Annotated in this window: 22 protein-coding genes; 3 read left to right on the top strand and 19 right to left on the bottom strand. The window is 53.8% G+C overall.

All coding sequences use genetic code 11. From position 1 onward, the window contains the following. Positions 1-3: 3 nt before the first annotated feature. The 15 genes from JG725_RS12555 to JG725_RS12485 all read right to left on the bottom strand — a co-directional run bounded on the left by JG725_RS12555 (position 4) and on the right by JG725_RS12485 (position 16,835). Positions 4-984 (bottom strand): type II secretion system F family protein, encoded by a 981-nt coding sequence (locus JG725_RS12555; RefSeq protein WP_199378245.1) that lies wholly within the window; start codon positions 982-984, stop codon positions 4-6. A gap of 18 nt (positions 985-1,002) precedes the next feature. Then, on the bottom strand, positions 1,003-2,418 hold the full coding sequence (locus tag JG725_RS12550; RefSeq protein WP_172290076.1) for a CpaF family protein: 1,416 nt from the start codon (positions 2,416-2,418) through the stop codon (positions 1,003-1,005). Between the two features lie 40 nt (positions 2,419-2,458). Further along, positions 2,459-3,667 carry a hypothetical protein gene (locus JG725_RS12545; protein ID WP_199378243.1) on the bottom strand — a complete coding sequence of 403 codons (1,209 nt, stop codon included), beginning with the start codon at positions 3,665-3,667 and terminating at the stop codon, positions 2,459-2,461. 13 nt (positions 3,668-3,680) lie between these two features. Then, complete coding sequence (locus JG725_RS12540; protein WP_199378241.1) at positions 3,681-4,379, bottom strand: CpaD family pilus assembly lipoprotein; 699 nt, start codon at positions 4,377-4,379, stop codon at positions 3,681-3,683. Between the two features lie 24 nt (positions 4,380-4,403). Then, on the bottom strand, positions 4,404-5,828 hold the full coding sequence (locus JG725_RS12535) for a type II and III secretion system protein family protein (protein WP_172290079.1): 1,425 nt from the start codon (positions 5,826-5,828) through the stop codon (positions 4,404-4,406). An 88-nt stretch (positions 5,829-5,916) separates the two neighbouring features. Then, entirely contained in the window at positions 5,917-6,861 is a 945-nt protein-coding gene (gene cpaB, locus JG725_RS12530) for a Flp pilus assembly protein CpaB (protein ID WP_172290080.1), read from the bottom strand. Positions 6,862-6,909: 48 nt separating this feature from the next. Continuing rightward, positions 6,910-7,464 (bottom strand): prepilin peptidase, encoded by a 555-nt coding sequence (locus tag JG725_RS12525; RefSeq protein WP_199378238.1) that lies wholly within the window; start codon positions 7,462-7,464, stop codon positions 6,910-6,912. A 5-nt stretch (positions 7,465-7,469) separates the two neighbouring features. Beyond that, positions 7,470-7,694 carry a Flp family type IVb pilin gene (locus tag JG725_RS12520; protein WP_172290082.1) on the bottom strand — a complete coding sequence of 75 codons (225 nt, stop codon included), beginning with the start codon at positions 7,692-7,694 and terminating at the stop codon, positions 7,470-7,472. 229 nt (positions 7,695-7,923) lie between these two features. Next, entirely contained in the window at positions 7,924-9,378 is a 1,455-nt protein-coding gene (locus tag JG725_RS12515; protein WP_199378236.1) for a HAMP domain-containing sensor histidine kinase, read from the bottom strand. Beyond that, positions 9,356-10,066, bottom strand: coding sequence for a response regulator transcription factor (locus JG725_RS12510; protein WP_172290084.1), 711 nt, complete (start codon positions 10,064-10,066; stop codon positions 9,356-9,358). Before JG725_RS12510 ends, JG725_RS12515 begins: the two co-directional genes overlap by 23 nt. Before the next feature lie 278 nt (positions 10,067-10,344). Continuing rightward, positions 10,345-11,991: a Na+/H+ antiporter gene (locus JG725_RS12505; protein ID WP_172290085.1), complete on the bottom strand. Its 1,647-nt coding sequence runs from the start codon at positions 11,989-11,991 to the stop codon at positions 10,345-10,347. A gap of 275 nt (positions 11,992-12,266) precedes the next feature. After that, positions 12,267-13,634, bottom strand: a complete 1,368-nt coding sequence (locus JG725_RS12500; protein WP_199378234.1) for an NCS2 family permease — start codon at positions 13,632-13,634, stop codon at positions 12,267-12,269. Positions 13,635-14,392: 758 nt separating this feature from the next. After that, the gene (puuE, locus tag JG725_RS12495; RefSeq protein ID WP_172290087.1) at positions 14,393-15,355 is read right to left on the bottom strand and encodes an allantoinase PuuE; all 963 of its coding nucleotides are present in this window, start codon (positions 15,353-15,355) and stop codon (positions 14,393-14,395) included. Next, positions 15,352-16,116, bottom strand: coding sequence for an aspartate/glutamate racemase family protein (locus JG725_RS12490; protein ID WP_172290088.1), 765 nt, complete (start codon positions 16,114-16,116; stop codon positions 15,352-15,354). Before JG725_RS12490 ends, puuE begins: the two co-directional genes overlap by 4 nt. After that, a complete protein-coding gene (locus JG725_RS12485) occupies positions 16,113-16,835 on the bottom strand; it encodes a GntR family transcriptional regulator (protein ID WP_199378232.1) in 723 nt (240 codons plus the stop codon). The genes JG725_RS12490 and JG725_RS12485 overlap by 4 nt, the downstream gene beginning before the upstream one ends. 152 nt (positions 16,836-16,987) lie before the next feature. Between JG725_RS12485 and JG725_RS12480 the strand changes: the two genes are divergently transcribed. Further along, positions 16,988-18,472 (top strand): NCS1 family nucleobase:cation symporter-1, encoded by a 1,485-nt coding sequence (locus JG725_RS12480; RefSeq protein WP_199378230.1) that lies wholly within the window; start codon positions 16,988-16,990, stop codon positions 18,470-18,472. Between the two features lie 71 nt (positions 18,473-18,543). On the opposite strand, the gene lpxP is transcribed toward JG725_RS12480, so the two are convergent. Both lpxP and cspA read right to left on the bottom strand, forming a co-directional pair. Continuing rightward, a complete protein-coding gene (gene lpxP / locus JG725_RS12475) occupies positions 18,544-19,497 on the bottom strand; it encodes a kdo(2)-lipid IV(A) palmitoleoyltransferase (protein ID WP_172290091.1) in 954 nt (317 codons plus the stop codon). 380 nt (positions 19,498-19,877) lie between these two features. Beyond that, positions 19,878-20,096, bottom strand: coding sequence for an RNA chaperone/antiterminator CspA (cspA, locus tag JG725_RS12470; RefSeq protein WP_172290092.1), 219 nt, complete (start codon positions 20,094-20,096; stop codon positions 19,878-19,880). A gap of 451 nt (positions 20,097-20,547) precedes the next feature. On the opposite strand from cspA, the gene JG725_RS12465 reads away from it, so the two are divergent. Together JG725_RS12465 and JG725_RS12460 are read left to right on the top strand one after the other, a co-directional pair. Continuing rightward, positions 20,548-20,778, top strand: a complete 231-nt coding sequence (locus JG725_RS12465; protein ID WP_172290093.1) for a hypothetical protein — start codon at positions 20,548-20,550, stop codon at positions 20,776-20,778. Positions 20,779-21,216: 438 nt separating this feature from the next. After that, on the top strand, positions 21,217-21,918 hold the full coding sequence (locus tag JG725_RS12460; protein WP_233356415.1) for an EAL domain-containing protein: 702 nt from the start codon (positions 21,217-21,219) through the stop codon (positions 21,916-21,918). A 289-nt stretch (positions 21,919-22,207) separates the two neighbouring features. Here JG725_RS12460 and JG725_RS12455 read toward each other — a convergent pair whose 3' ends face one another. Together JG725_RS12455 and cbpA are read right to left on the bottom strand one after the other, a co-directional pair. Continuing rightward, the gene (locus JG725_RS12455) at positions 22,208-22,510 is read right to left on the bottom strand and encodes a chaperone modulator CbpM (RefSeq protein WP_172290094.1); all 303 of its coding nucleotides are present in this window, start codon (positions 22,508-22,510) and stop codon (positions 22,208-22,210) included. Positions 22,511-22,515: 5 nt separating this feature from the next. Next, a complete protein-coding gene (cbpA, locus tag JG725_RS12450; RefSeq protein ID WP_172290095.1) occupies positions 22,516-23,460 on the bottom strand; it encodes a curved DNA-binding protein in 945 nt (314 codons plus the stop codon). Between the last annotated feature and the right edge of the window lie 303 nt (positions 23,461-23,763).

Genomic DNA, 23,763 nt, shown 5'->3' with positions numbered 1-23,763 from the left:
TCCTTAACTTATCCGCTTGACCATAAAATGCGTGACCAGCATCCCCAGCGCGACGCTGCACAAGGCATAAATCAGCACCGTCGTTCCCACCGGATCGGAAAACAGAAAGCTGAAATCATCCGGAGATTTCATATACAAATAGGCCAGGCAGCAGGGAAACAGCGCCGCGACGATCTTCGCCGACGCCCGCGCTTCCGAGGTTTTGGACTGCACCTTAAGCTGCAACTCGCGGCGATCGCGCAGCGTGGCGGACAGCCGCTCCAGCGTTTCCCCCAGTCGCCCGCCGGCCTCCTGATTGATAATCAGGATCACCACGAAGAAACGGTATTCCGCCATCGGTACGCGACCCGCCGAGGTCTGGATCACCTGACGCAGCGGGATCCCCAACTTCAGCCAGTGGTCGATGGTTTTAAATTCCGCCGACAGCGGCCCGGTTAAATGCTCCGCCACGATGGCGAAAGTATTCGCCACCGGCACCCCCGCCCGACAGCTGCGGGTAATGGCGTCAATGGCTTCCGGCAGGCTTTCGCGCAGCGCTTTCAGGTGCTTTTGCAGCGTGGCGCGAAACAGCAACGTCCCGATGGCGGCGAACAGCAGCAGGGAGAACATCAGCCCCAGCGTTAACGGCAGCAGTGTTTTTTGCCCCATCATCATTCCCAGCATCAGCGCCGGCAGCGCCAACAGCAGCGCCCGCTGACGTAAATTCTTCTTCCAGCCGATAAACGCCAGTTGCGCCCAGATCCCCGCCAGCCAGCGTCCCAACACCGGCACCCGCATCAACGGCGTTTTTATCTCATCACGCAGAATGGAATCGGAGACCGGTTGTTCCGTCTGCGGCGCCGCTTCGGCTAAAATCTGCCGCCAACGCTGTTCACTGCGCGCGCGGCGCTGGCGCGCCTGTTGCCAACCATGAAAGGCCAAAAGCGCCAGCAGCACGCAGCAAAACACCAGCAAGGTAATCAGATTGAGCAATAACGGGGTCATCGGCGTCTCCTCAGTCCATCACTGCGCATCAAACAGATGCGCTTTATCGCTGTAGAACTGCGGGCGCTGAATATGCTGAACGTATTCGCCGGTCAGTATCCCCTGCGCGTCCATGCCTTTGATCTGGAAAGTAAACAGATCCTGTAGCTGGATCACTTCATTCTCCATGCCGCACACTTCGGTAATCGACACCACCCGGCGCATGCCGTCGCGCATACGTTCGATCTGGACGATCAGGTGCACCGCACTGGCGATCTGACGGCGGATCGCCATCAGCGGCAGTTGCATATTGGCCATCATCACCATGTTTTCCAGCCGCTGTATCGAATCACGCGAGGTGTTGGCATGCACGGTGCACAGCGAGCCGTCATGGCCGGTGTTCATCGCCTGCAACATGTCAAAACTTTCCCCGCCGCGAACTTCGCCGAGGATGATGCGGTCGGGACGCATACGCAGCGCGTTACGCATCAGATCGCGCTGATCGACGCGTCCGGTGCCTTCGGCGCTGATCGGGCGGGTTTCCAGCCTGACCACATGTTCCTGTTGCAATTGCAGCTCGGCGGCGTCTTCAATGGTGATGATGCGATCGGTGCTGCCGATCTTCTGCGACAGCGCATTCAGCAGCGTGGTTTTCCCCGCGCCGGTGCCGCCCGAGACAATCACATTCACCCGCGCCTGCATCGCCTTGTTCAACACATCCGCCATCGCGTATGACATACAGCGGCTTTCCGCCAGCGCTTCCAGCGACAGGTTGCGACGCATGAATTTACGAATGGAGATGGTGGTGCCGTCGATCGCCAGCGGATAGGTAATCACGTTGACGCGGCTGCCGTCCGGCAGACGGGCATCGACCATCGGGCTGGCTTCATCGATACGCCGCCCCACCGCCGCGGCAATCCGCTGGGCGGTATTGAACACATGCTCTTCGTCAATGAAGGTGATCGGCGAAAGTTCCAGCTTGCCGAAACGCTCGACAAACACCTGACCCGCGCCATTAACCAGAATATCGTTGACGGTATCGTCCGCCAGCAGCGGCTGGATCGGGCCGATCCCGGTCATCTCGTCCAGCATTTCCGTGGCGATGGCTTCTTCTTCCTGCCGGGAAAGCTGTAAACGTTGTTCGTCGCAGATACGGCGGATCACCGTTTCAATCTGCACCAGCAGCTTGTCGCGCCCCATGATGGCGGCCTTGCCGGCATCGATCTGATCGTAAAGCTGAGAACGAATCAGACGCCGCTGGCTGGTGCGACCGTCCGTTTGTCTTGCCGCGGGCGTGGCGACCATCGGGTTATTTACCGCCGGCTGCGCACGATTTTCCGCCGCCGGACGGGCTTTCAGTTCGGTTACGCTGGCCGTCGCAGGCTGGGACGCGCTGTTATGCGCCTCGCCTTTTTGCTGGTTGTTTTTATATAAATTGTTTTTACGAATCAGCATAGTGTTTAACCTTTTGATAAACCGGCAATGTCAGCGGTATTCATGCCCGTTTCAACCAGCGCGAAAACCAGCGTTTTTCCACCGGTCGGGCGCGCACGCCGCAGGCCAGATCGACAAGCTGGCGCAACCCTTGCTGGAACGCCGGCGCCGCCGCCAGATTCAGCGCGCCCAGGCTGAGGCTCTGCGCCAGCGCATGGCCGGCGTTCGGCAGCACCGCGTCGATCTTCCGGCCGACAAACTGTTCAAACTGCTCGCGACTGAGCGGCGTGTTGCCGACAAACCGGCCGTGGTTATGCACCAGCAACAGGCGTTGTCCTTCGCTTTCATCGCCGATTTCATGCAACACCCGGCGGATATTGCGCGCATCCTGTAGCGTCAGTTCGGTAACGATGATGCGTAAGTCCGCGTAGGTCAGCACGTCCAGCGCCCCCGGCGGGTAGCTGCTGGGTAAATCCCAGATCACCTGATTAAACATGCGGCACAGCGCCCCGCCGAGGTTCAGCACGTTGTCCACCTCGACCGGGCTTAACTCGCCCAGTTCCGGTTTCTGCGCCAGCAGGTGCAGACGCGTATCCACCCGCAGCATGGCGCGCTGCAACAGCCGGGTATCCAGCTCCTGCGTACCCAGCACCGCCGCCAGCCCGGCATCTTCGTTCTGCCCCAGCAGCAACAGCTGATCGCCATTGCGACGGTCAAAATCCACCAGCGCGACCGGTAAGTGCCGCTCGCCGGACATCAGCCGGCTGAGTCCCATGGCCACGGTACTGCCGCCGCTGCCGCCGCTGCCGCCGCTGGCGCTGACCACCGCAACGGTGCGCCCCATACGGGCATACTCCGGCCCCGCCTGCTGGCCTTCGCATTTCGCCAACGTCGACGCCAGCAAATCCAGCGTGAACGGCTTTAGCAGATAGTCCACCACGCCGGCCTGCAACAACGCCCGATACAAACCGACATCCTGCGCTTTGCCGGTGGCGATCACCTGACTGGCGGGGCCGCAAACGTTGAGCAATTCGTCCAGCTCCGGCAACGGCCAGTGCGCGCCGTCCAAATCCACCAGCAGAATGCGCGGCGGCGCATTCCGCTCGCACCATTGCCGCGCGGCGGCGATGCCCCCGGGCATAACCGGCGCCTCCGGCTGTTTCAGGCGGGCCAATTGGTCGCTGATATCAGCGACGTCGTGTTCGGTATGGACAAACGCCACCAGCGGCAGCGCCAGCTCTTCACCGTCGTTAAGGGTAATTTCACTCATGGAATGCCGGCCCTTAATCATCAAAGTTAATGTCGATGAGCTCTTTCACCTCATCGGATTGATAACGTTCGATGCTGTTGACCGCAACCACGCCGTCCGCATCATCCAGCGCTTTGGCCTGAATCAGATCGCGCGGCTCCGCCACCATCATCGCCAGATTGTTTTGCGTGGCGCAGCCCAGATAGCCGATGCCTTCAAACGGTTTCACCATCAGCAAACCAGGATCGTTCACCTGACAGCGAGTGGTTTTTACCGCCAGCGCCTCGGAAATCACCTCCACATCGCCGGACTGAGCGCCGGCCGTCGCTGCGCGCATCAGTTTGACTTTTTGCGCATCGGCGCCCGCGTTCTTCAGCACGCTCGCCAGCCTGGCGGCCATTTGCTCGCCGCGGGCGCTACGGGGGATCAGCGTTAACGTCTGTTTGGAAAGCCGCCCCTGATCCTTGAGCATCACATTGAGCTGTTTAAGCGATTCCGGGGTAAAGCCGCGCCCGTTTGCCGCCACCTGCAACGTGACCGCCAGCGAAGAAGGCCGGACGTCAATCGGCGCCAGCGCGGGCTGGTCATAGCGCTGCAAGCGCTGGCTGTTGACGGCGCTATCGCCGCAGGCCGTCAGCAGCAAGCAGAGGGCGCAGAGCGTCAGGCCGAAAATCGGCCCGCCGGACGGCTGGCGCGCGGCGCGCGGGAATGTGTGAATATTGTGTTTATGCATTGTGCTCACCATTAATCATCAGGCTCAGTAGAGATAGCCCACAGCGCCATAACTTGGCATCACCGAGTCCAGCGTTTTGACGCCCTGCCCCGGCATCTGAAGATCGCCCGCATTCACCGGCTCCACCACATACGCCGTGGCGATGATCACCAGTTCGGTTTCCTCATGACTTGCTGATTCGTTTTCAAAAGCACGGCCGATAATCGGAATGCGGCTTAACCCCGGCACGCCGGTCACCGTTTGGCTGTTGGAGCTGCGCAACATGCCGGCCAGGGCGAAACTCTGCCCGCTGGCCAGTTCCACCGTGGTATCGGCGCGGCGCACGGTCAGCGCCGGAATGGTTGATCCGCCTTCCAGCGTGACCGCCCCGACCGAGGTTAACTCACTGACTTCCGGGGCGATGTGCAGGCTGATGCGGTTGGCGGACAGTAAGGTCGGCGTCATGCGCAGGATCACGCCGTACGATTTGTAATCGATATTGACGTTGTTATTGGTGATCACCACCACCGGCACTTCACCGCCGGCGGCAAAGGCGGCGGTTTCGCCCGACATGGCGGTGAGGTTCGGTTCCGCCAGCACGGAGGCCATGCCCTGTTTGTTCATGGCGGACAACAATCCGCTGAGCGATCCTTCTCCGCCGCCGACGTTGGCGCCAAAGAAGCTGCTCCCCTCGACGCCGGTAAACGCCCCGGTGCTGGAATCAAAAAAGCCGCCCAGCGTACCGGTGCCCAAACCAAAGTTGGCGCCGCCCCGGTTAAGCGAGGCTTCCCAGTTAAAACCCAGTTCGTGCGTCAGGTTGCGGGACACTTCCACCACCCGGACGCGGATATTGATTTGCGAGGGGGTTTTAATCTTCAACTGGTTGATCACTTTGCCGGACGATTCGCTGCTGCCGGGCAAGCCATTCGCTCCGCCGCCGCTGCCGCCGGCCGTAGAGGCGGAGGCGACGATATAAGCCTGTACGCTGTCGATCACCCGTTTGGCGTCTTGCGGGGTATCAACGCTGCCGCGCACAATCACGCCGCTGGGGATCCCCGCTTCCAGTTGAATGTCCGCATTGGGAAATTCCCGCTTCATCCGTTGGCTTAAGGCTTTCAGATCGTGTTCGGAAACGATGCGGATGGCATTGATGACATTGCCGCTCTCATCCATGGCGTACAGCGTGGTGGTTCCCACATTCTTGGCATAGATAAACAGGTTGCCGGGAGAAGGCAGTTCGAAACTGGCTATTTCCGGATCCGCCACCAATACGCTGTCCGGTAAGGCATCCAACTGTAATAAACGCCCCTGATGCACCGTCATATGCACCACGTTGGTTTCAGCGACTTCAGAAATGCCCGCGGCGAAAATCGTGGCGGGCGACAATGCCATTGCCAGCCAGCCGGCGGCCAACCATCGTTTACACGCACCCCGGGAATCCGCTTTCAAAAACAGGGAAAACATCGTCATTTACTTAATTTCCGTAATAGGCTTCATTTTTTCCGTAAACCGGCTGATTGAGCGATTCAGAGGCTGCCGGATGGATTGCTCGCCCGTCCTAACGGGCCGGGAACGTCAGCACATCTTTTTGCGCGCCGCGAAACACTTTTACCTGATGGCCGCTGCCGGACAGACCGTTATAAATGCTGGTGCTCTGCGACAGCGTGGTAACCGGCGATGCGCCCTGCCGGGCATTGTCCAATTCATCCGGCGTTGAGCTGCGTAGCGCCAGATGCAACATTCCCACTTCTTTTGCCACCGCCAAAATCTCCGCCTGTTCCGACGTCACTTCTACCGTTACCGTCTGGTAACTGACGGAACGCGGTCGATTGCCGACGGCGGCCGTACGGCTTCTATTCGAGGCCGTTGTCTCGGCGTCATCTTCCTGCACCACGTCCTGCCGCGGACGCACGTCGGTGTCGGTTTGATTGTTCAGCGCCAGAACCCGTAAATCACGCACGATGGTTTGCGACGCCAGCAGAGGCGCGGCCGTCTGTCCGCCGCCGGTCTGCGGTTCCGGCTGTTCGTCTCTGCGCAAACTGAGGATGATATCCACCCGATCACCGGCGGCGACCAGACCGGAGTTACTGGCTACGGCGTTGGTGGGAATCGAGATGGCGCGCATCCCTTTGCGCAACACGGCGGCGACAAAACCCGGCTCGTTGGGCTTCACCACCACATTGCTGGTCAGCGGCGTGCCTGCGGTAATCGACTCGCGCAGGGTGGCGCCCAACAGCAGCGTCTGGCTGTCTTTACCGCGAATGAAATTGAAGGTACGGGATACCGGCTCTGCCGTTACCTGCCAGCGCAGCGAGGAAGAATCCAGAAAATCGCCGGGATGAAGATCTTTCGCCGCCACCAGCACGGCAATCTGTTCCGGCGCTTTTACCGCAACCTGCTGGGGAACCGGCGGCGGTGACGACAAATGGCTGCGCACCATCAGCGCGACAATACCCGCCAGGATCAAGGCGCCTGACAGTACGTACGTAGAGTTAACTTTCATTTCAACTTGCCTACCCAAGTGTGTGCGTCTTAAAAAACAGCGACGGAATTAAAACAAGGGAAAAATCAGGACGTACGTCGCGCCGAATGCGATGGCGATGCCGTAAGGGATCCCTTGCAAAAGGTCGGCGGGCAGCGCGGGCGGAATGGGTAACCGGCTTTTAAACATCCGGTTGGTGGTTTGAATTCCCATTGTCACCGCGGCCGGCACGGTATTGAGCAACGGCAGGCTCAGCGCCAATACGCCCCCCGCCAGCGCGGTTACCATGACAAAAACGATCTGATGCCCATGTCCCACCCACAGACATAACACGCTCATCAGTTTCACATCGCCCGCGCCCAGCCTGCCGGTGAGGAAAAGCAAAAAACCGACCACCAGCACGACGGCGGCGCCCGGCAACGCCCACAACGTCTGATACAGTTTCAGCCTGTCAATCAGGCCGGACTGCAACACATCCAGCGCGCTGAAAGCCAACCAGCCCAACGCCAGCATCAGCACCGCCTGATTCGGGATCTTTCGCGCCAACAGATCGGTGCTGATACACCACAACAGGCAGCCTGCCAGTAACGCCGTTTGCAGCCAGTCTGCGTAATGCGCCGCCACTGGATTTATTTCGCCGTCCCTGACGTGCCGGATCCGCTGGTGCCGGCGCCGGTAATCTGGTCGGCGATTTCACTGAACTTTTCATTCAGGGCCTGAACGAAAATACCGTCGCTGCCGAAAATAGCGCCGATCGCCGCCGCCATCGCCGCCGCCAGAATGCCGTATTCAATCGCCGTCACACCGCTTTCATCACGCAGGAAAGTACGCAATGGGGTTTTCATTTTATTCATGGGGAGATTCTCTTATCCGCAGCCAAAGGGATCATGGCGAATATCGGGCGCCATGACGCTAATAAGAGTAATAATGAGACTTATTATCAAACACTACAAGATGCAGAACATTAATATTAGTTAATCTTTCAATACGAAAAATTAACAATAAAAATCAAATAGTAATACAAATCCACGGTCAAGGCGGCAAGGTTGGATATGCACTTTTTTTGCAGGGATATTCACTCTTTCAACCACGTTTAAGGCACAGATAGACGGTTAATCCGGGATTGTCTGACTCCAGATACAGTTTGCCATTATGCAGGTCGATAATCGCCTTGACCAATGACAGGCCCAGTCCATAACCCGGCTGCTGCCCGGGATCCAGGCGCTGAAAACGCTGAAGCGCTTTATCATGCTGGACGCTCGGGATCCCCGGCCCGCGATCGGCGACGCTCAGCGCCATCCAACCCCGGTATAATTTGACGCCCAGGGTGATATATTTGCCGTGCGCGGCATATTTCAGGGCATTTTCGACCAGATTGGCCAATGCCTGAAACAGCAACGCGCGATCGCCAAACAACTGAATGCCCGCCTTAACCTCAATGAGCAGATGACAGCCGCGCTGCTCTGCCAGCGGCTGATAATATTCGACAATCTCTTCCAGGATGAGTCGGGCCTCGATGTGCTCAAACTGATGAATGCAGCGCCCGCTTTCAATCTCGCCGATACGCATTACCGTGCGAAACAGCCCCAGAATTTTATGCACCTCGTCCACCGCCAGATTCAACTCATCGCGCAGCGCGCCGTCCGGGCCGATGCGTTCCGTCAGGTTGAATAACCGGTTTTGCAGGTGCGTCAATGGCGTGCGCAGCTCATGGGCGACATGGCTGGAGGTGCTGCGCACCTGCTCCATCAGGCGTTCGATGCGTTCCAGATTCTGATTAATATCCGCACTCAGGCTGTCGAAATCGTCACCGTAGCGTGATAACGGCATTCTGACCTGTTGTTCACCGGTGCTGTAACGGTGTAGCGCGGTGCGGATTTGCTCGACGCGGCGCAAATTGCGCAAGCTGAAATGACGGCTGACAAACAGGCAAAACAGCAACACGATAAACAGCCCGGCCCCCGCCACCAACGGAATCGTCCGTACCCGCTCCAGCATCGGCCGAATATTGTAGGCGGTAAAAAATACGCCGCCGTCATCAAGCATGACGGATAAACCAATCAGATTAGGATCGTTTTTGCTGGAGAGAAGCGCTTTCAGGCAGGCGACGTCCATCAGACAGTCGGTGCGCTGCAAATTTTTCAACGGGTGATTGTGATACACAATGTCACCGCGGTTATCCATTATCAGGAATAGCGGCAATTCATCGTTTTTAGCCAGATTATCCTGACGCAACTGGGTCATCAGGCTATTCGCATCGGTTAAACGCGACTGCATGGAGTAATCATAAATATTACCCAGAATAACTTCACGGACATGCGTTCTGATCAGCGTCTCGCTTAATAAACTGAAGCCGATAATACACATCAGCATCATCAGTAAAAATAAAAAAACAATGGTGATCGCCTGCCTGAAATTAGAGGTGCATAAAAAGTCCGGGTATTGACTTGCCCCTATTAATTGCCAGTGTTTTATTTTTATCTGCCACAGACGGCCCAGTTTCTTTATTTTTATTTTATTCAGCGTAGCTGCCAACATCCGTTTTATCCTTGTCAACAGAACCTAACGCATAGCCCATCGCTCTTAATGTTTTGATTAACGGATGCGGGAAACCTTTATCGATTTTCGCCCGCAGTTTCGACATATGAACATCAATTAAATTGGTCTGCGGATCGAAATTATAGCCCCATACCCGCTCCAGCAGCATGGTGCGCGTAATCGCCTGACCTGGATTTTCCATAAGTATAATCAACAACTTAATTTCTTTATCCGTCAGATCGATACGCTTGCCGCCACGCCAGGCGACCCGTTGCAGACGGTCGAGTTGCAGATCTTCAAACGTCAGGATGGAGGAATTATCGGCATGACGTTTACCGCGCCGCGCCATAATATCCAGACGCAGTCTGAGTTCATTAAAATTAAACGGTTTGCCAAGATAATCTTCCGCGCCGAGTTCCAATCCCATCACCCGATCGACATCTCGGTCTAATGCGGATAACAACATAATCGGCGGGTGACGCAGCCCCTGTAATTCACGCAATACCGTAAATCCGTCCATAATCGGCAGCATTCTATCCAGCAGCACCACATCATAAACCTCATCCTTTATGGCTTTTAATGCATGTGCGCCATCGTGAACCATACGACAGGAATGACCGTGTGAGTGTAATTTAGAGCCTAACCAATGGCACAGTACAGAATCATCATCGACCACGAGTACGCGCATAATTTTCCCCTACCAAAAACCCATTTAATTTATGGTTAACGCTAATTTATTATTTCAGACCGCCATCATAGGCAGCGCTCATCCCACACGCAGCGGTGAGGGATGAGCAAACATCATCTGAGAATTATTAGTCGGATAATAACAATCATTATCATTTAGTGACAAGTCATTTACGGCGTCTGCCGATAAGAACAAGAGTAGGATCTCCACTGCCCGAGCAGTGGAGATTAACGTGAAAGGAAAGAAATCAAGACGATACCAATATCATCCGGCGAAAATCATACTGCTTCGATCAACACCGCTTCGAGTAAGTCCAGTTCTCGCAGCATTTTCTGCAACGTCTCATTGCTGATTTGCTGCGTGGCGCGCAGGTGATACAGCTCCGCCCGCTCCGAATTCAACGCCGTCAGGCGAAAACGCCGCTCCAAATCCTCCACCAGCAAACTGTTTTCCAGATCGTCGTTGCCCACCACCCGCCGGCGCAAATTACCGATCACCCGGGCGCTGACCTCTTTCAGCACCTGGGCGTCAATATTTTCTTCCCGATCGGCGGCCAATCGCTCCTCCATTTTATGCAGGCTATCGATGGCCACTTCCGCGGCGGCAACCCGCGCCATCCGCTCCTCTTTGGCGTAAGCCGCTTTATCCGCCACCACGATCCCCCGCAGCAGAAAAGGCAACGCCAGCACGCCGCACAATAGGGAAAACAGGATCACGCCCGTGGCGATAAACACCAGTTGGTAACGTGACGGGAAAGCGGTGCCATCCGTCAGCAACAGCGGAATGGAGAGCACGCCGGCCAGCGTAATGGCCCCGCGCACGCCGGCAAAAGACGCGATCCACAGCTCGCGCGTGGTGAATTCGCTGAATACCATCGGCTTCTTTTTCTGGATGTGAGTGCTGTATTTTTTCATCATCCACAGCCAGCCGAAACGCAGCAGCAGCAGCGCGGCGTAAATGATGGCGATATCGGTAAACAGCATCCAGGTTTCAACGGTGGGATCCAGCTCCGCCTGCGTCACCGAGGTTTCCAAAATACCCGGCAATTGCAGCCCCAGCATGATGAACACCATGCCGTTAAACACGAACTCCAGCATCGACCAGACGCTATTCGCCCGTAGCCGCATGGTCAGCGGCGCATTACGGATAATCCCGGACTGGCCGATGGTCATCCCGGAGGCGACCGCCGCCAGAATGCCTGAAACCCCGATATGTTCAGCAATCAGATACGCCGCAAAAGGCAACAACAGCAGTAACACAATTTGCGTTGCCGCGTCATTGCCGCTCCAGCGGCTGATGATGCGCAGGGATTTACTGTACAGCCAGGTGACGGCCACACCGGCCAGCAACCCGCCGATCGCCACTTTGATAAACGCCAGCGTGGCGCCCGACACGCTGAACACCATGGTGCCCATGGCGATGGCGACGGCGAATTTCAGCGACACCAGACCGGACGCATCATTCATTAATGCTTCGCCCTGAAGGATCCCCATCAGCTTTTTCGGGATGCGATCTTCGCCCACGATGCCGGAAAGCGCCACGGCGTCGGTCGGAGACAGCACGGCAGCCAGGGCGAAAGCCGCAATCAGCGGCATGCCGGGCACCATCCAGTAGATGAAGTATCCGACGCCGGCCACGGTAATCAACACCAAAACCAGCGCCAGACCGATGATCTCACGCCCATGCTTGAGAAATTCACGGGTCGGCGTCTTCCAGCCGTCGGCAAACAGCAGCGGCGGAATAAACAGCACCATAAACAGCTCGGGATTGAAATCGACGTGCAAACCGAACTGGGGCCAGGCAAGTATGGCGCCGACGGCAATTTGCATTAACGGCAGAGGTATCTGAAAAGGTAAAATTCGTGTAACCACCCCTGACAGAGAAACCATCAGGGTCAAAATAAGAATAGTAAAAAAGATTTCCATGCTTTCCTTAGACGATCTCCCGCTGCATTAAAAAGTGAGTTATCCGCCAGCCAGGCTTAATGACGTGCTACCTAATATTTAACGCATTTATTCTGGCATTAACATCGGTTTTTACGTGAAGAAATTAATATTTTTCGCCGGACGGGAATAGGCCCTCCGACGCCTGCAAATCCATGTTAAGAATAGCGGAAAAAGCGGAAATCAAACGGCGGAAAAAAGGATAAGCGGACAGTTGAAGGGGGACAACGTCCCCCGACACAGAAAGCCCCGGCGGATTACAGCGCCCAACCGCCGGCGTAGAACACCACCAGCGCGATGGCGATCAGGACGGTGCCGATATTCAGCTTGCGCCATTCGCCGGAGAAAATACGCCCCAGCACCAGTGAACCGAAGCCCAGCATAATGCCGGTAACGATATTGCAGGTCAGCACGATAAATACGGCGCACACCAGACCGGACATGGCATCAACGAAGTCGTCAAAGTTCAGTTTGGACACGTTGCCCAGCATCAACAAACCGACATACATTAGCGCCGGCGCGGTCGCATAGCCGGGAACCAGATAAGACAGCGGCGACAGGAACAAAATCAGCAGGAACAATACGCCGACGACCGTAGCGGTCAGACCGGTTTTACCGCCGGCAGCCGTACCGGCGGCGGATTCAATATAGACCGCCGCCGGCGCCGTACCCACCAGACTGGAGAAAATGCTGCTGACGGAGTCGGAGGTCAAGGCTTTGCCGCCGTTGATGATTTGTCCGTCTTTATCCAGCAGGTTGGCCTGCCCCGCCACCGCACGAATGGTGCCGGTGGCGTCAAAGACCGCCGTCATCACCAGCGCCAGTACGCTTGGCAAAATCACCGGCTGCAACGCGCCCATGATATCCAGGCTGAAGATCAGCGACGTGCCGTCCGCCCCCGTCAGACTGGGCCACGCAAACCAGCCCTGATATTTCACATTCGGATCGAAAATCAGACCGAGGACGGAAATCACGATGATCACCAGCAAAATACCGCCCGGTACGCGACGTTTTTCCAGACCGATGGTGGCCGCCAACCCGAGCAGCGCCATAATAACCGGGAAAGAAGTAAAATCGCCCAGCGCAACCGGCAAGCCGTCAAGCGGGTTTTTAATCACCAGACCGATCCCGTTGGCGGCAATAATCAACAGAAACAGGCCGATACCGATGCCGGTTCCGTGAGCCACCCCGAGCGGCAGGTTACGCAAAATCCAGGTGCGGATCCCGGTGGCGGAGATAATGGTGAACAATACCCCCATCAGGAAAATCGCGCCCAACGCGACCGGCACGCTGATCTGCTGGCCCAATACCAGACTGAACGCGGTAAACGCGGTCAGAGAAATGGCGCAGCCAATCGCCATCGGCAGATTGGCCCATAAGCCCATCAGTAATGAACCAAAACCGGCAACCAGACAGGTGGCGACAAACACCGCCGTCGGCGGAAAGCCGGCTTTACCCAGCATACCCGGAACAACGATAACCGAGTAAACCATGGCCAGAAAGGTGGTTAGCCCTGCCAACACTTCCTGACGCACGTTGCTGCCACGCTGGGTAATATTAAAAAATGCATCAAGCGCGCCGTGCGAACGGGCCGCACTATCAGCCTGACGAGTGGTATTTGACATGGTGGTATCCCCTGAGATGTCATCATTATTAAGGTAAATCGTAAGCGGTTCACCCAGCCTTGCACCGGGTATGGTCGGCAAACGCCCATCCACAAAGAACCATCAGGCCGTGCACGCAAACGATTAACTCGCTGAATGCAAAACCTCAAAATTTCGCCGGGTCAATTGAAGCAAACGATTATCCTGCTTCCCCGACGTCTATTTCAACTGCTATTCAAGACTATTTACCAATAGTTGCCGCGTAATACCCCACCGGCCGTCCCACTGACGCCAACGCGATCGTCGTCGAACCGCCTGGTGGGAAAACAGAGGATCGTCAGCGAAAACCAAACAATCAAAACGACGGTTTATTTCAAACAAACTGCATAATCATTTTTTTGTGATTTGCGTCACAAAAAAATTGACCCACCATATCGACGCGAGTATGCTTTAAAACGTGAAGAGCATCACAGAATTGGATTAATCTACGAGGAAGCTGAAATGAAACTGGTAAAAAAAATCATCGTTGCGTTTGAAAACATCAACGTAAACTTCGGCACATTCAACCTGTAAGATCAGCAAAAGTGAGAAGAATAAAGATGAGAGTTGTCCGTAAAATCAATCAATTGCTAAAAGCGTTGGGCAAAAACTATCACGGTTTCAACTCCCACGCCATCTTCCGTTAATCGCATCAAGTGTGATGACAAAAATTTAAATGGCTGCCATCGGGCGGCCATTTTTGTTTTCATCGGTACAGCGCTTTTTTCGCCGCGCTGCAATCACCACGATGTCGGGTAAGGATGATGCCGGATCCAGTGATCGGCAATATCCTGACGACGACAGATCCATACGCGATCGTGCTGCTGGATATAGTCGAGAAAGCGCTGCAACGCCCGAAAGCGCCCTGGTCGCCCAAGCAAACGGCAGTGCATACCGATCGACAGCATTTTCGGCGACGTCTCGCCTTCGGCATACAACACATCAAAGCTGTCTTTCAGGTAGGTAAAAAACTGATCGCCGCTGTTAAAACCCTGCGGCGAAGCAAAACGCATATCATTGGCTTCCAGCGTGTAGGGCACAACCAGATGCGGCCGGATCTCTCCGTCAGAACGCGTTACCGGCATCCAGAACGGCAGATCGTCACCATAATAGTCGCTGTCATACAGAAAGCCGCCGTGATCGACCACCAACTGACGCGTATTGGGGCTATCGCGTCCGGTGTACCAGCCCGCCGGCGGTTGACCGAACAATGCGGTCAACACCTCCACCGCTTTTTGCATATGCAGCCGCTCGGTATCGATATCCATATTCTGATAGTGGATCCAACGCCAGCCGTGGCTGACCACATCGTAACCAGCGGACGTAATGGCTTCCACCACCGCCGGATTGCGAGCCAGCGCCATGGCGACGCCAAACACCGTTAACGGCAATCCGCGACGCTGAAACTCCTGATGAATACGCCAGAATCCGGCCCGGGAACCGTACTCATACAACGAATCCATCGACATATGGCGATCGGGATAGCTGGCCGCGCCGATGATATCGGAAAGAAACTGTTCCGAACCGGCATCGCCATGCAGCACATGGTTTTCCGATCCTTCCTCATAGTTCAGCACAAACTGTACGGCAATTCGCGCCTGCCCCGGCCAGTTGGCGTGCGGCGGCTTGCCGGCATAACCGATCAGATCGCGCGGATAGCGGCTATCAATCTCCTCCAGCGCTATTCCCGGTTGTCTTTTCATACTGCCTTCCTTAACGACTGTGTTTCACGTAACTGGCTGAATATTCCGGTCAGCGGTTTGGCGATTGGATAATCGAGATCGCCACGCTTGCTGGTAGTCAGCCCCAGCGACGCCAATGACTCGATCAACTTGACCGCCGAACTGACGCCATCAATAACCGGGATCCCTAATTCCTGCGTGAGCGCCAACGCCAGATCGGCCATGCCGCCGCAGCCCAGCACGATCGCGCCGGTATCATCCTGACGGCTGGATTGTATACACAATTCCCGCACCTTCTGTTGCGCCACGCCCGCATCCTCTTCCAGCGCCAGCACCGGCAGGTCGATGGCATGCAGCCCGGCACAATGATGTTCAAAGCCATAACGTTGCAATAAATGACGGGCGATAATCAGCGTGCGCGGCAACGTCGTGACGATCGAAAAGCGCGTCGCCACCAGCGTCGCCATATGCATGGCGGCTTCGGCAATCCCCACCACCGGCGCGCTAGCCAGCTCACGGGCCGCCAGCAACCCCGGGTCGCCGAAACAGGCGATAACATGCCCCTGAACGCCCTGCTCCTTCCCTTTCCTCACCTGCTCCAGCACGCCAATCGCGGCAATCGCCTCATCAAAGTGGCCTTCAATCGACGGCACGCCGTGCGATGGGCTGACGGCGATAATTTCCGTTCCCGGCGCCGCAACGCGACGGGCCGCGTCGCCGATAGTCTCGGTCATGGCAAGACTGGTATTCGGGTTGATGACCTGTATCACACATGAACTCATGCTTTGCGCCCCTTAAGGTGACCAAACAGGCGAGAAAAATCAGGCGCGATCTCTTTGTCGCGATCAAAACGCAGGCTGGCGACGATATCGGCAAAGTGGTGCTGCATTGCGGTCGATAGCGCGTCGGCCTTTTTCTCACGCAACAGCGTGAAAAGATCGTGGTGATCGTGACCACGGCATCCCTGCTGCCACGGCGCGCCATAGGCCGCGATAACCAACGACGATCGCAGAGTTAACTGCGACACCATGCCAGTCAGCACGGTATTGCCGGAGATTGCCTGTATCTGAATATGAAAAGCGGCGGACAGACGGATCGCTTCCGGCCCGTTTTGATCGCGGTGAGCCTGCTGTTCCGCCTGTAACAGGTTTTCCAGCGCAACCAGATGGGGGGACTGGCAGTGCGCCACCACCTGCGGCAGGTTGGCGCACTCCAGTATGCTGCGGGTTTGGAAAATCTCTTGCGCTTCTTCTACCGACGGCGTGGCGACATGCGCACCTCGTTTGGGCGTTAAGGTGATCATTTGCACCGTGGCAAGGCGTTGCAGCACTTTTCTGATCCCGGTGCGGCTGACGTCAAATACCTCCGCCAGCGCTTCCTCAGGCAATTTTGTTCCCGGCAATAGCTGATGCTCAACGATCGCATTCAGCAAGGCGTGATAGATAACTTCATCTTTTTGTTCAAAAAACGGAGCTTGCTCAAGTCCATAGGTATAATTCATCGGTTTATCCCGTCATCACATTATTGCTAAATCGTATACTGATTAATCTATTTTTTGTATACAAAAAAACAATTTTGGCCTAATTAATGCAATTCCTTTTGCATACATCGATTTGGTTAATTTCTCGGTCGTAGTCAAAAGGAGCAGATTCCATGCCAGAAAATAATACGTTAGACAATGACGCTCAGGCACATTACAGCCCCAGATTATGCAATGAGGATCTGGCCCCCACCCGCGTTCAAACCTGGTCCTGGTACAACATCTTTTCGTTCTGGATGTCTGATGTCCACAGCATGGGAGGCTACGTCGTCGCCGCCAGTTTCTTTACGCTGGGGTTGGCGAGCTGGCAGGTGCTGCTGTGCCTGTTGGTGGGAATTTGTATCGTGCAGCTATGCGCCAATCTGGTGGCGAAACCCAGCCAGATGAGCGGCGTGCCCTACGCGGTGATTTGCCGTCAAGCCTTCGGCGTCTTTGGCGCCAATATTCCGGCGGTTATTCGCGGGCTGATCGCCTTCGCCTGGTATGGCATTCAGACCTATCTGGCCGCCCACGCGCTAATGCTGGTGCTGCTTAAGTTCACTCCCTCGCTTCAGCCGCTCACACAAAGTCACTGGCTCGGCCTGTCCGCGCTGGGGTGGATCTGCTTTGGCGTGATGTGGCTGTTGCAAGCCATGGTGTTCTGGCACGGCATGAGCGCCATCAAGCGCTTTATTGATATTGCCGGGCCGGCAGTCTATGTTGTGATGTTGGCGCTGGCCGGATGGATTGTTTATAAAACCGGGCTGGAAAATATCTCGTTTACCCTGAGCAGCAAACAACTTACCGTCGGCGAGCAAACGTGGCAGATGATTACGGCAACGGCGCTGGTGGTTTCTTATTTTTCAGGCCCGTTGCTCAACTTTGGCGATTTCTCCCGCTATGGGAAAAGTATGCAGGAAATCCGCCGCGGCAACCGCTGGGGACTACCGTTTAACTTCCTGCTGTTTTCCATTGTGACGGTGGTGATTGTCTCCGGCACGCAATCGTTGTTTGGTCAAATGATTACCGATCCGATAGAAACCGTCAGCCGCGTGGGTAACAGCGTTGCCGTCGCGCTGGGCTTACTGACCATGATTGTGGCGACCATTGGTATCAATATCGTGGCGAACTTTGTTTCTCCGGCGTTTGATTTCTCCAACTGCTCGCCCCAGCGCATCAGCTTCCGCACCGGCGGGATGATCGCCGCCGTGGGTTCTGTGCTGCTCACGCCGTGGAACCTGTTTAACTCCCCGGAACTGATCCATTACACGCTGGATGTGCTGGGCGCCTTTATCGGCCCGCTGTTCGGCATCCTGCTGACCGATTTCTACCTGATCAAAGGGGCAAAAGTGCATGTGGACGATTTGTTCGACGATACGCCCAAAGGGCGCTATTGGTATCGCAACGGATTTAACCCCAAGGCAGTGCTGGCGCTGCTTCCGTCGGTGGCGATTGGTTTGATCATCAGCTTCACGCCGGGATGGCATGCGGTGGCGAACTTTAGCTGGTTTATTGGCGCATTTCTTGGCGCCGGCTGTTATCGCTATCTGGCGCGCCATGAACGCGCGGCGAATGTACCGGCCATCTCAATGCACGGCATGATGCTGAAGAAGGATTAACGGCTGTTCACTCTCTGCCCGCCTGACTTTCAGGTTGAAAGTCAGGCGAAATGTTCCATTCGGCCCGACGTTTATCGCTTCAGTTCAGAACGCTGTAACACTCGGGTATACAGCGAAACTTCCCCGGCCGGACGAGTTTTGAAACGACGATGCAGCCAAAGATATTGCTCTGGCGCGCGCATGATTTCCGTCTCTATCACTTTATTCATATAACATGCCGCTTCTTGCTCGTCATGATACGGATAATCCTGTAATTCAGGCTGGATCACCAGCTTATACCCGGACGCATCCGGCTTACGGATTAGCACCGTGGTAATCATTGCGGGCTTGGCTAAACGGCCAATGGTAAACGTACCGCTGGTGGTGGCGGCCTTCTTTACGGCGAAGAACGGCGCAAAAACGCTGCCTTTCGGGCCGTAATCCTGATCCGGAGCAAACCACACGGCCTCGCCGCGCTTCAGAGCCTGCACCATACCGCGCAAATCCTTTCTGTCGATCATCGCCTTATTGGAACGGGAACGCCCCCAGGTTTGCACCAACTCCATTACTTTATTGTTGTGAGGGCGATACATTGCCATCATCGGCTGACACAGCCCCATTGCCCTGCCGCCCAACTCAAGCGACATAAAATGGATGCCAATCACCATCACCCCGCGACCTTTACCGCAGGCATGTTGTAAATGCTCAAGTCCGGAGACGTCAAACCAATGGCGAACGCGGCGATCCGACCAGAACCAGGCCATACCGGTTTCCACCAGCGCCATTCCCAGCGAGGCGAAATTGCTGATAATCATCGCTTCACGCTCGGCAACGGAAATCGCCGGAAAACAGAGTTCAAGATTACGCCGGGCAATAGACACCCTGCGCTTGAGAAAAAGACGGGAGAAGCGACCGGCGCTACTGCCAATTCTCATCAGCAGCGGGTAAGGCAGTTGCACCAATAAAAACAGAATGCCGAGACCGAACCAGGTGGCCCAGTAGCGAGGATGAAGCAAAGCCAGGGTAAATTTTTGTTTAATCTTCATTAGACTCATCTTTAAGTGGTCAAAGTGCGTACCGCATAAAAGAAAATCGTTCCTCCTGTCGCGCTACATCTACTGTGACATTACTTAGCGTATAATAGTTTCCATACTGTATTAAATTCAATCTAACCGTCACGATTAGTAAGATTAACAAAGACGCTGAAAGACCAGGCGGGAGGTGTCACTGGGGAGTACTCGGGTCCAACCGGCCAGTCGGCAGCAGCGCTGGATATCATACTCGATTAAGAATAAGGGTAGGAGTAGTGATTATAGAAATAATTAAGCCCCTCAGAATTTCTGAGGGGCTTAATACATAATCAGGTGTTTTCAGCGATGAAACCGAAACCTGTAATGCCAGGTCGGTATTCATCAGCGGAAGACCATTAGATTACGGTAACATTCACTGCTGACGGGCCTTTCTGGCCGCTTTCAACGCTGAATTCTACCTTCTGGCCTTCGTCCAGACTTTTGTAATCGTTACCCTGGCCTTGGATGGCAGAGAAGTGAACGAATACGTCTTTGCTGCCGTCAGTCGGGGTGATGAAACCAAAACCTTTACCAGCGTCAAACCATTTTACCAATCCAGTCATTTTATTAGACATAGAGAATTTCCTTTATATATTTAGATAGCCACTATAGGGCGGAGTAAGGTCTGTTACAGTGATTACTTATGGGCACTTATAAGAAGGAAATTCGTCGGATAAGAGATTGGGTACATCGCTTGAACTAGGAACTACTTAATTACAATGTCTTTCATAAATAGGGTCTGTATTCCAGGCCGATGAAGCTATTAACGCACGAACGAATTTTTATAGCAAGCTTTTCTTTCAACGCATCCAAAGTATTACTGTCGCCGGTAATGAAAACAGGCTCTGCCCCAGACCAGAAACATTTACCTCCCCGCATAAAACCAGGAAAAATACGCATAGGGATGATAAATATAACTTTATTCCTGAATAGCCTGTTTTTTCATCCAGCCTCTTTCAACATCATTTCCCCTGCCTTAAGGCAAAAGGTGATATAATGATGCACCAAAAAAGCCGGAGATAATCAATGAATATTCATAATCTAACCTGGTACCCGGCACAGCGCTCACGTGTTGAAGCCATTATCGGTCAAGCCGTAGTATTGGTTTGTGAGCAAGGCAGGCCGATAAACACACGGACATTACTTGATCTGATGTATGTACAACTCAACGACATGGGAAAAAGAGAAGACATAGAAGGTATGATGACCGCCATTTCAATTCTGGAAAAGAATCAGGACGCTCACGCCAAAGAGTAACATCAGGGTTGTTTGAAAATGGTTATTTGAAAAAAGATAACCTGACTCAATGCACGCTATTGATGAACCATCATAAAATACCGCTCCGGATAAATGCGCTAAACGACAGTAAACTTAGCAAGCGAATTATTTATTTTTCGAAGAATCGCGCCCCCTAATCGTAAACTGTTGCGGCAGAAATATCCGTATGTCAGTATATAAATATTCGGTTTTGGTAATCGCATATCGATAAATAATATCCTCTTTAAATTATTCACACCTTGTATCTTTCACCGCTCATTTCTTTTTTAATCACTCCAAACGGTTTAGCCTATCAAACAGGCTTAATCGATCGGCAAATTAATCATTTCAATCAATTTAATCAATTGATACAGGCATATTGATCAGTTTTACTGATCGATCAATAATACCGTTTACCTTTGCAAACAGGGAGCGGTGATGATGGTAGATTCAATATTAGACGTAGATGACAGAAGATACTATGTGGCGCAGCCAATCTATAATTGTCAGAACCAAATGTTCGCAGTGGAACTGCTTGCCCGGTATAAGAACAAGGGGGTAAACAGCGAAAAACGCATTCAACAAATGACGCCATCAGAAAAACAAACCCTGCTTATCGAGCAATTGGAGTGTATTTCACAGAAGCAGTCATACTTTGTCGATCACGACATGCTGGTAACCGTAGACATTGATTTCGTCATGGCGGTATTCCTATTACAGGATCGGTACGCCGGTTACTTGCTGGACAACTTACCATTTATCCATTTGAAAATAAATGAAATATTTCCAAATCTCAATGATGGGATACATAATCCGCTACTCGCAAAACTGTATGAGCGTCACCCGCTCTGGCTGGATGATTTAGGCAGAGGGGATGCGAACCTCTATGCCGTGCTCCAATCTATGTTCAGCTATATTAAGTTAGATAAAAAATTCTATTCGGCGATGATGAAAAGCAGACAGGAACATATTTTCCCGTCATTGATTAAAAATATGAAAAAATTCTGTAATGGCATTATTGTTGAAGGCGTACAGGATTATTCAGAATATGAGTATTTAAAACAGTGTGGGGTAGATGGCATGCAAGGACACATATACCCAACATACCTGTTCGATAAGTTATCGGTATTGCCGACGTAAGCATATTCATTGTCACAAGGCATTAGGTATTCACCCGCTCCAAAATCACCTTGATAGCATTAAAAAAAACACGTGCCTGACACAACCAAAATGATGTGAAGAAAAAGCTTCCCTGCGCCTTCGCCAATTCAAGCAGAGGCCTTATCACGTCTATTGATATAAAATCATCTCAATTTCATTAGGTCAGCCGAACATTTAAATGTTCTTTCGACATAATCAATTGACGTCTGTCAAGAAAACGGACTGCCTGCCGGGGCTGAACAATTATGATTTCAGCCCCGGTCGATCTTTATGACGTCATTAAAAAGCGATTGAGCTGCCTGTGCAGTTGGTCATTCTCTCTCTTGAGTTCATCAATCTTATCCAGCAATGTCAGCGTCATTGCAATCCCTGACCAGTCTAAATCCAACTCTGCCTGCAACCGCTGCGCGCGCCTGAGGCAACTTACCGCATGGTAATCAAAAACCCAGCTCGATTTATCGGTATCCAACGGAACAATAACACCCAGTCCAACCACTTCAAGCAACTCATCCTGAGAAATATTTACTGACTGACACAGTTCCACCATAGTAAATGTCATTTCTTCAGCCATCGTATTTACTCCCATTCAACCCGAGGATTAAACGCAGCCTGTTCGGCCAACTGTTTCCACAGGGCACTGATCTTTTCATCCGGTTTCGGGGGCATCACCACCTTCAGAATGGCATACATATCACCCGTCCCTTTCTTACCGACCAACCCTTTCCCCTTAATGCGCAACCGCTTCCCGCTCTGGCTGCCGGCCGGGATCGTCAGGGAAATCTTGCCGGTTAAGGTCGGTACTTCAATACTGGCCCCTAACGCCGCTTCCCAGGGAGCCAATGGCACCACGATGTGCAGATCTTGGCCATCAATATCAAACAACGGATGCGGCGCCATACGGATAATCAGGAATAAATCACCGTTCGGGCCGCCGCCAAATCCCGCGCTCCCCTGTCCTTTTAAACGAATACGCTCGCCATCCCCGACGCCCGCCGGGATTTTCACATTCAGCGTTTTGGTGATTTCTTTTACCTGGCGACCCAGTTCATCATAAACCGGTAGATGGTAAGAAATAGGTCGGGTTTGCTCAGCTAAGGTTTCCTCTAAAAACAGGGGCACCTCCATCTCGAAATCCTGACCGCGGCCGCTGGGTGAAGTATGATCGGACGCTCGCCGCCCCGCCGCCTGACGGCCAAAAATGGATTCAAAAAAATCAGAAAAATCGTGCGGGCTGCCTTCCGAACTATGCCAGGTCTGCTCGCGGCCACCATAGTTCGGCGGCGGTTCGGAAAAGCGGGGATCGTTTCGGTGTACTCTTAGCTCGTCGTATTCAGCGCGGCGCTCGCTGTCTTTCAGCACCTCATACGCTTCGGCGACCTCTTTAAACTTGCTTTCTGCATCCTGCTCAGAGCTGACATCGGGGTGATATTTACGCGCCAGCCTGCGGTAGGCCGTTTTGATCGTTTTCAGATCGGCGGACGGGTCTACTTCCAACGCAGCATAGTAATCTTTAAACTCCATGCGATAATACCCTCAATTCAATGGGTTGTGCGGTAGAAACATTTATCTGTCAGATAGGTTACCTATTCTCTTCAGTGTCCGATATCGATCATACACCTTTAATAAAACAGCCACCTCCCTTAAAAACGTAGTCGATCAGTCGGTCTTTCGGTGCCAACGGCGCAGAGAAATTATCGAAAAAGCGTAGGTAATTCATTGTAAAATTATTCGAGCAATGCGCAATGCCGGCCTCCCCTCTCTGGTCGAGATAAATAACCCGTGCTATCTTGCTAGCAGCACCACCTGCATGTTACCTACCGCTAA

The organism is Brenneria sp. L3-3C-1 (assembly GCF_016456245.1).
GTDB lineage: Bacteria > Pseudomonadota > Gammaproteobacteria > Enterobacterales > Enterobacteriaceae > Brenneria.
This window is presented reverse-complemented; position numbering and strand designations above follow the sequence as displayed.

What these genes read in the sequence shown, in the direction of transcription:
- JG725_RS12555 (WP_199378245.1), bottom strand. Translation starts at nt 984, where the DNA reads ATGACCCCGTTATTGCTCAATCTGATTACCTTGCTGGTGTTTTGCTGC.
- JG725_RS12550 (WP_172290076.1), bottom strand. Translation starts at nt 2,418, where the DNA reads ATGCTGATTCGTAAAAACAATTTATATAAAAACAACCAGCAAAAAGGC.
- JG725_RS12545 (WP_199378243.1), bottom strand. Translation starts at nt 3,667, where the DNA reads ATGAGTGAAATTACCCTTAACGACGGTGAAGAGCTGGCGCTGCCGCTG.
- JG725_RS12540 (WP_199378241.1), bottom strand. Translation starts at nt 4,379, where the DNA reads ATGCATAAACACAATATTCACACATTCCCGCGCGCCGCGCGCCAGCCG.
- JG725_RS12535 (WP_172290079.1), bottom strand. Translation starts at nt 5,828, where the DNA reads ATGACGATGTTTTCCCTGTTTTTGAAAGCGGATTCCCGGGGTGCGTGT.
- cpaB (WP_172290080.1), bottom strand. Translation starts at nt 6,861, where the DNA reads ATGAAAGTTAACTCTACGTACGTACTGTCAGGCGCCTTGATCCTGGCG.
- JG725_RS12520 (WP_172290082.1), bottom strand. Translation starts at nt 7,694, where the DNA reads ATGAATAAAATGAAAACCCCATTGCGTACTTTCCTGCGTGATGAAAGC.
- JG725_RS12515 (WP_199378236.1), bottom strand. Translation starts at nt 9,378, where the DNA reads ATGTTGGCAGCTACGCTGAATAAAATAAAAATAAAGAAACTGGGCCGT.
- JG725_RS12510 (WP_172290084.1), bottom strand. Translation starts at nt 10,066, where the DNA reads ATGCGCGTACTCGTGGTCGATGATGATTCTGTACTGTGCCATTGGTTA.
- JG725_RS12505 (WP_172290085.1), bottom strand. Translation starts at nt 11,991, where the DNA reads ATGGAAATCTTTTTTACTATTCTTATTTTGACCCTGATGGTTTCTCTG.
- JG725_RS12500 (WP_199378234.1), bottom strand. Translation starts at nt 13,634, where the DNA reads ATGTCAAATACCACTCGTCAGGCTGATAGTGCGGCCCGTTCGCACGGC.
- puuE (WP_172290087.1), bottom strand. Translation starts at nt 15,355, where the DNA reads ATGAAAAGACAACCGGGAATAGCGCTGGAGGAGATTGATAGCCGCTAT.
- JG725_RS12490 (WP_172290088.1), bottom strand. Translation starts at nt 16,116, where the DNA reads ATGAGTTCATGTGTGATACAGGTCATCAACCCGAATACCAGTCTTGCC.
- JG725_RS12485 (WP_199378232.1), bottom strand. Translation starts at nt 16,835, where the DNA reads ATGAATTATACCTATGGACTTGAGCAAGCTCCGTTTTTTGAACAAAAA.
- JG725_RS12480 (WP_199378230.1), top strand. Translation starts at nt 16,988, where the DNA reads ATGCCAGAAAATAATACGTTAGACAATGACGCTCAGGCACATTACAGC.
- lpxP (WP_172290091.1), bottom strand. Translation starts at nt 19,497, where the DNA reads ATGAAGATTAAACAAAAATTTACCCTGGCTTTGCTTCATCCTCGCTAC.
- cspA (WP_172290092.1), bottom strand. Translation starts at nt 20,096, where the DNA reads ATGTCTAATAAAATGACTGGATTGGTAAAATGGTTTGACGCTGGTAAA.
- JG725_RS12465 (WP_172290093.1), top strand. Translation starts at nt 20,548, where the DNA reads ATGAATATTCATAATCTAACCTGGTACCCGGCACAGCGCTCACGTGTT.
- JG725_RS12460 (WP_233356415.1), top strand. Translation starts at nt 21,217, where the DNA reads ATGATGGTAGATTCAATATTAGACGTAGATGACAGAAGATACTATGTG.
- JG725_RS12455 (WP_172290094.1), bottom strand. Translation starts at nt 22,510, where the DNA reads ATGGCTGAAGAAATGACATTTACTATGGTGGAACTGTGTCAGTCAGTA.
- cbpA (WP_172290095.1), bottom strand. Translation starts at nt 23,460, where the DNA reads ATGGAGTTTAAAGATTACTATGCTGCGTTGGAAGTAGACCCGTCCGCC.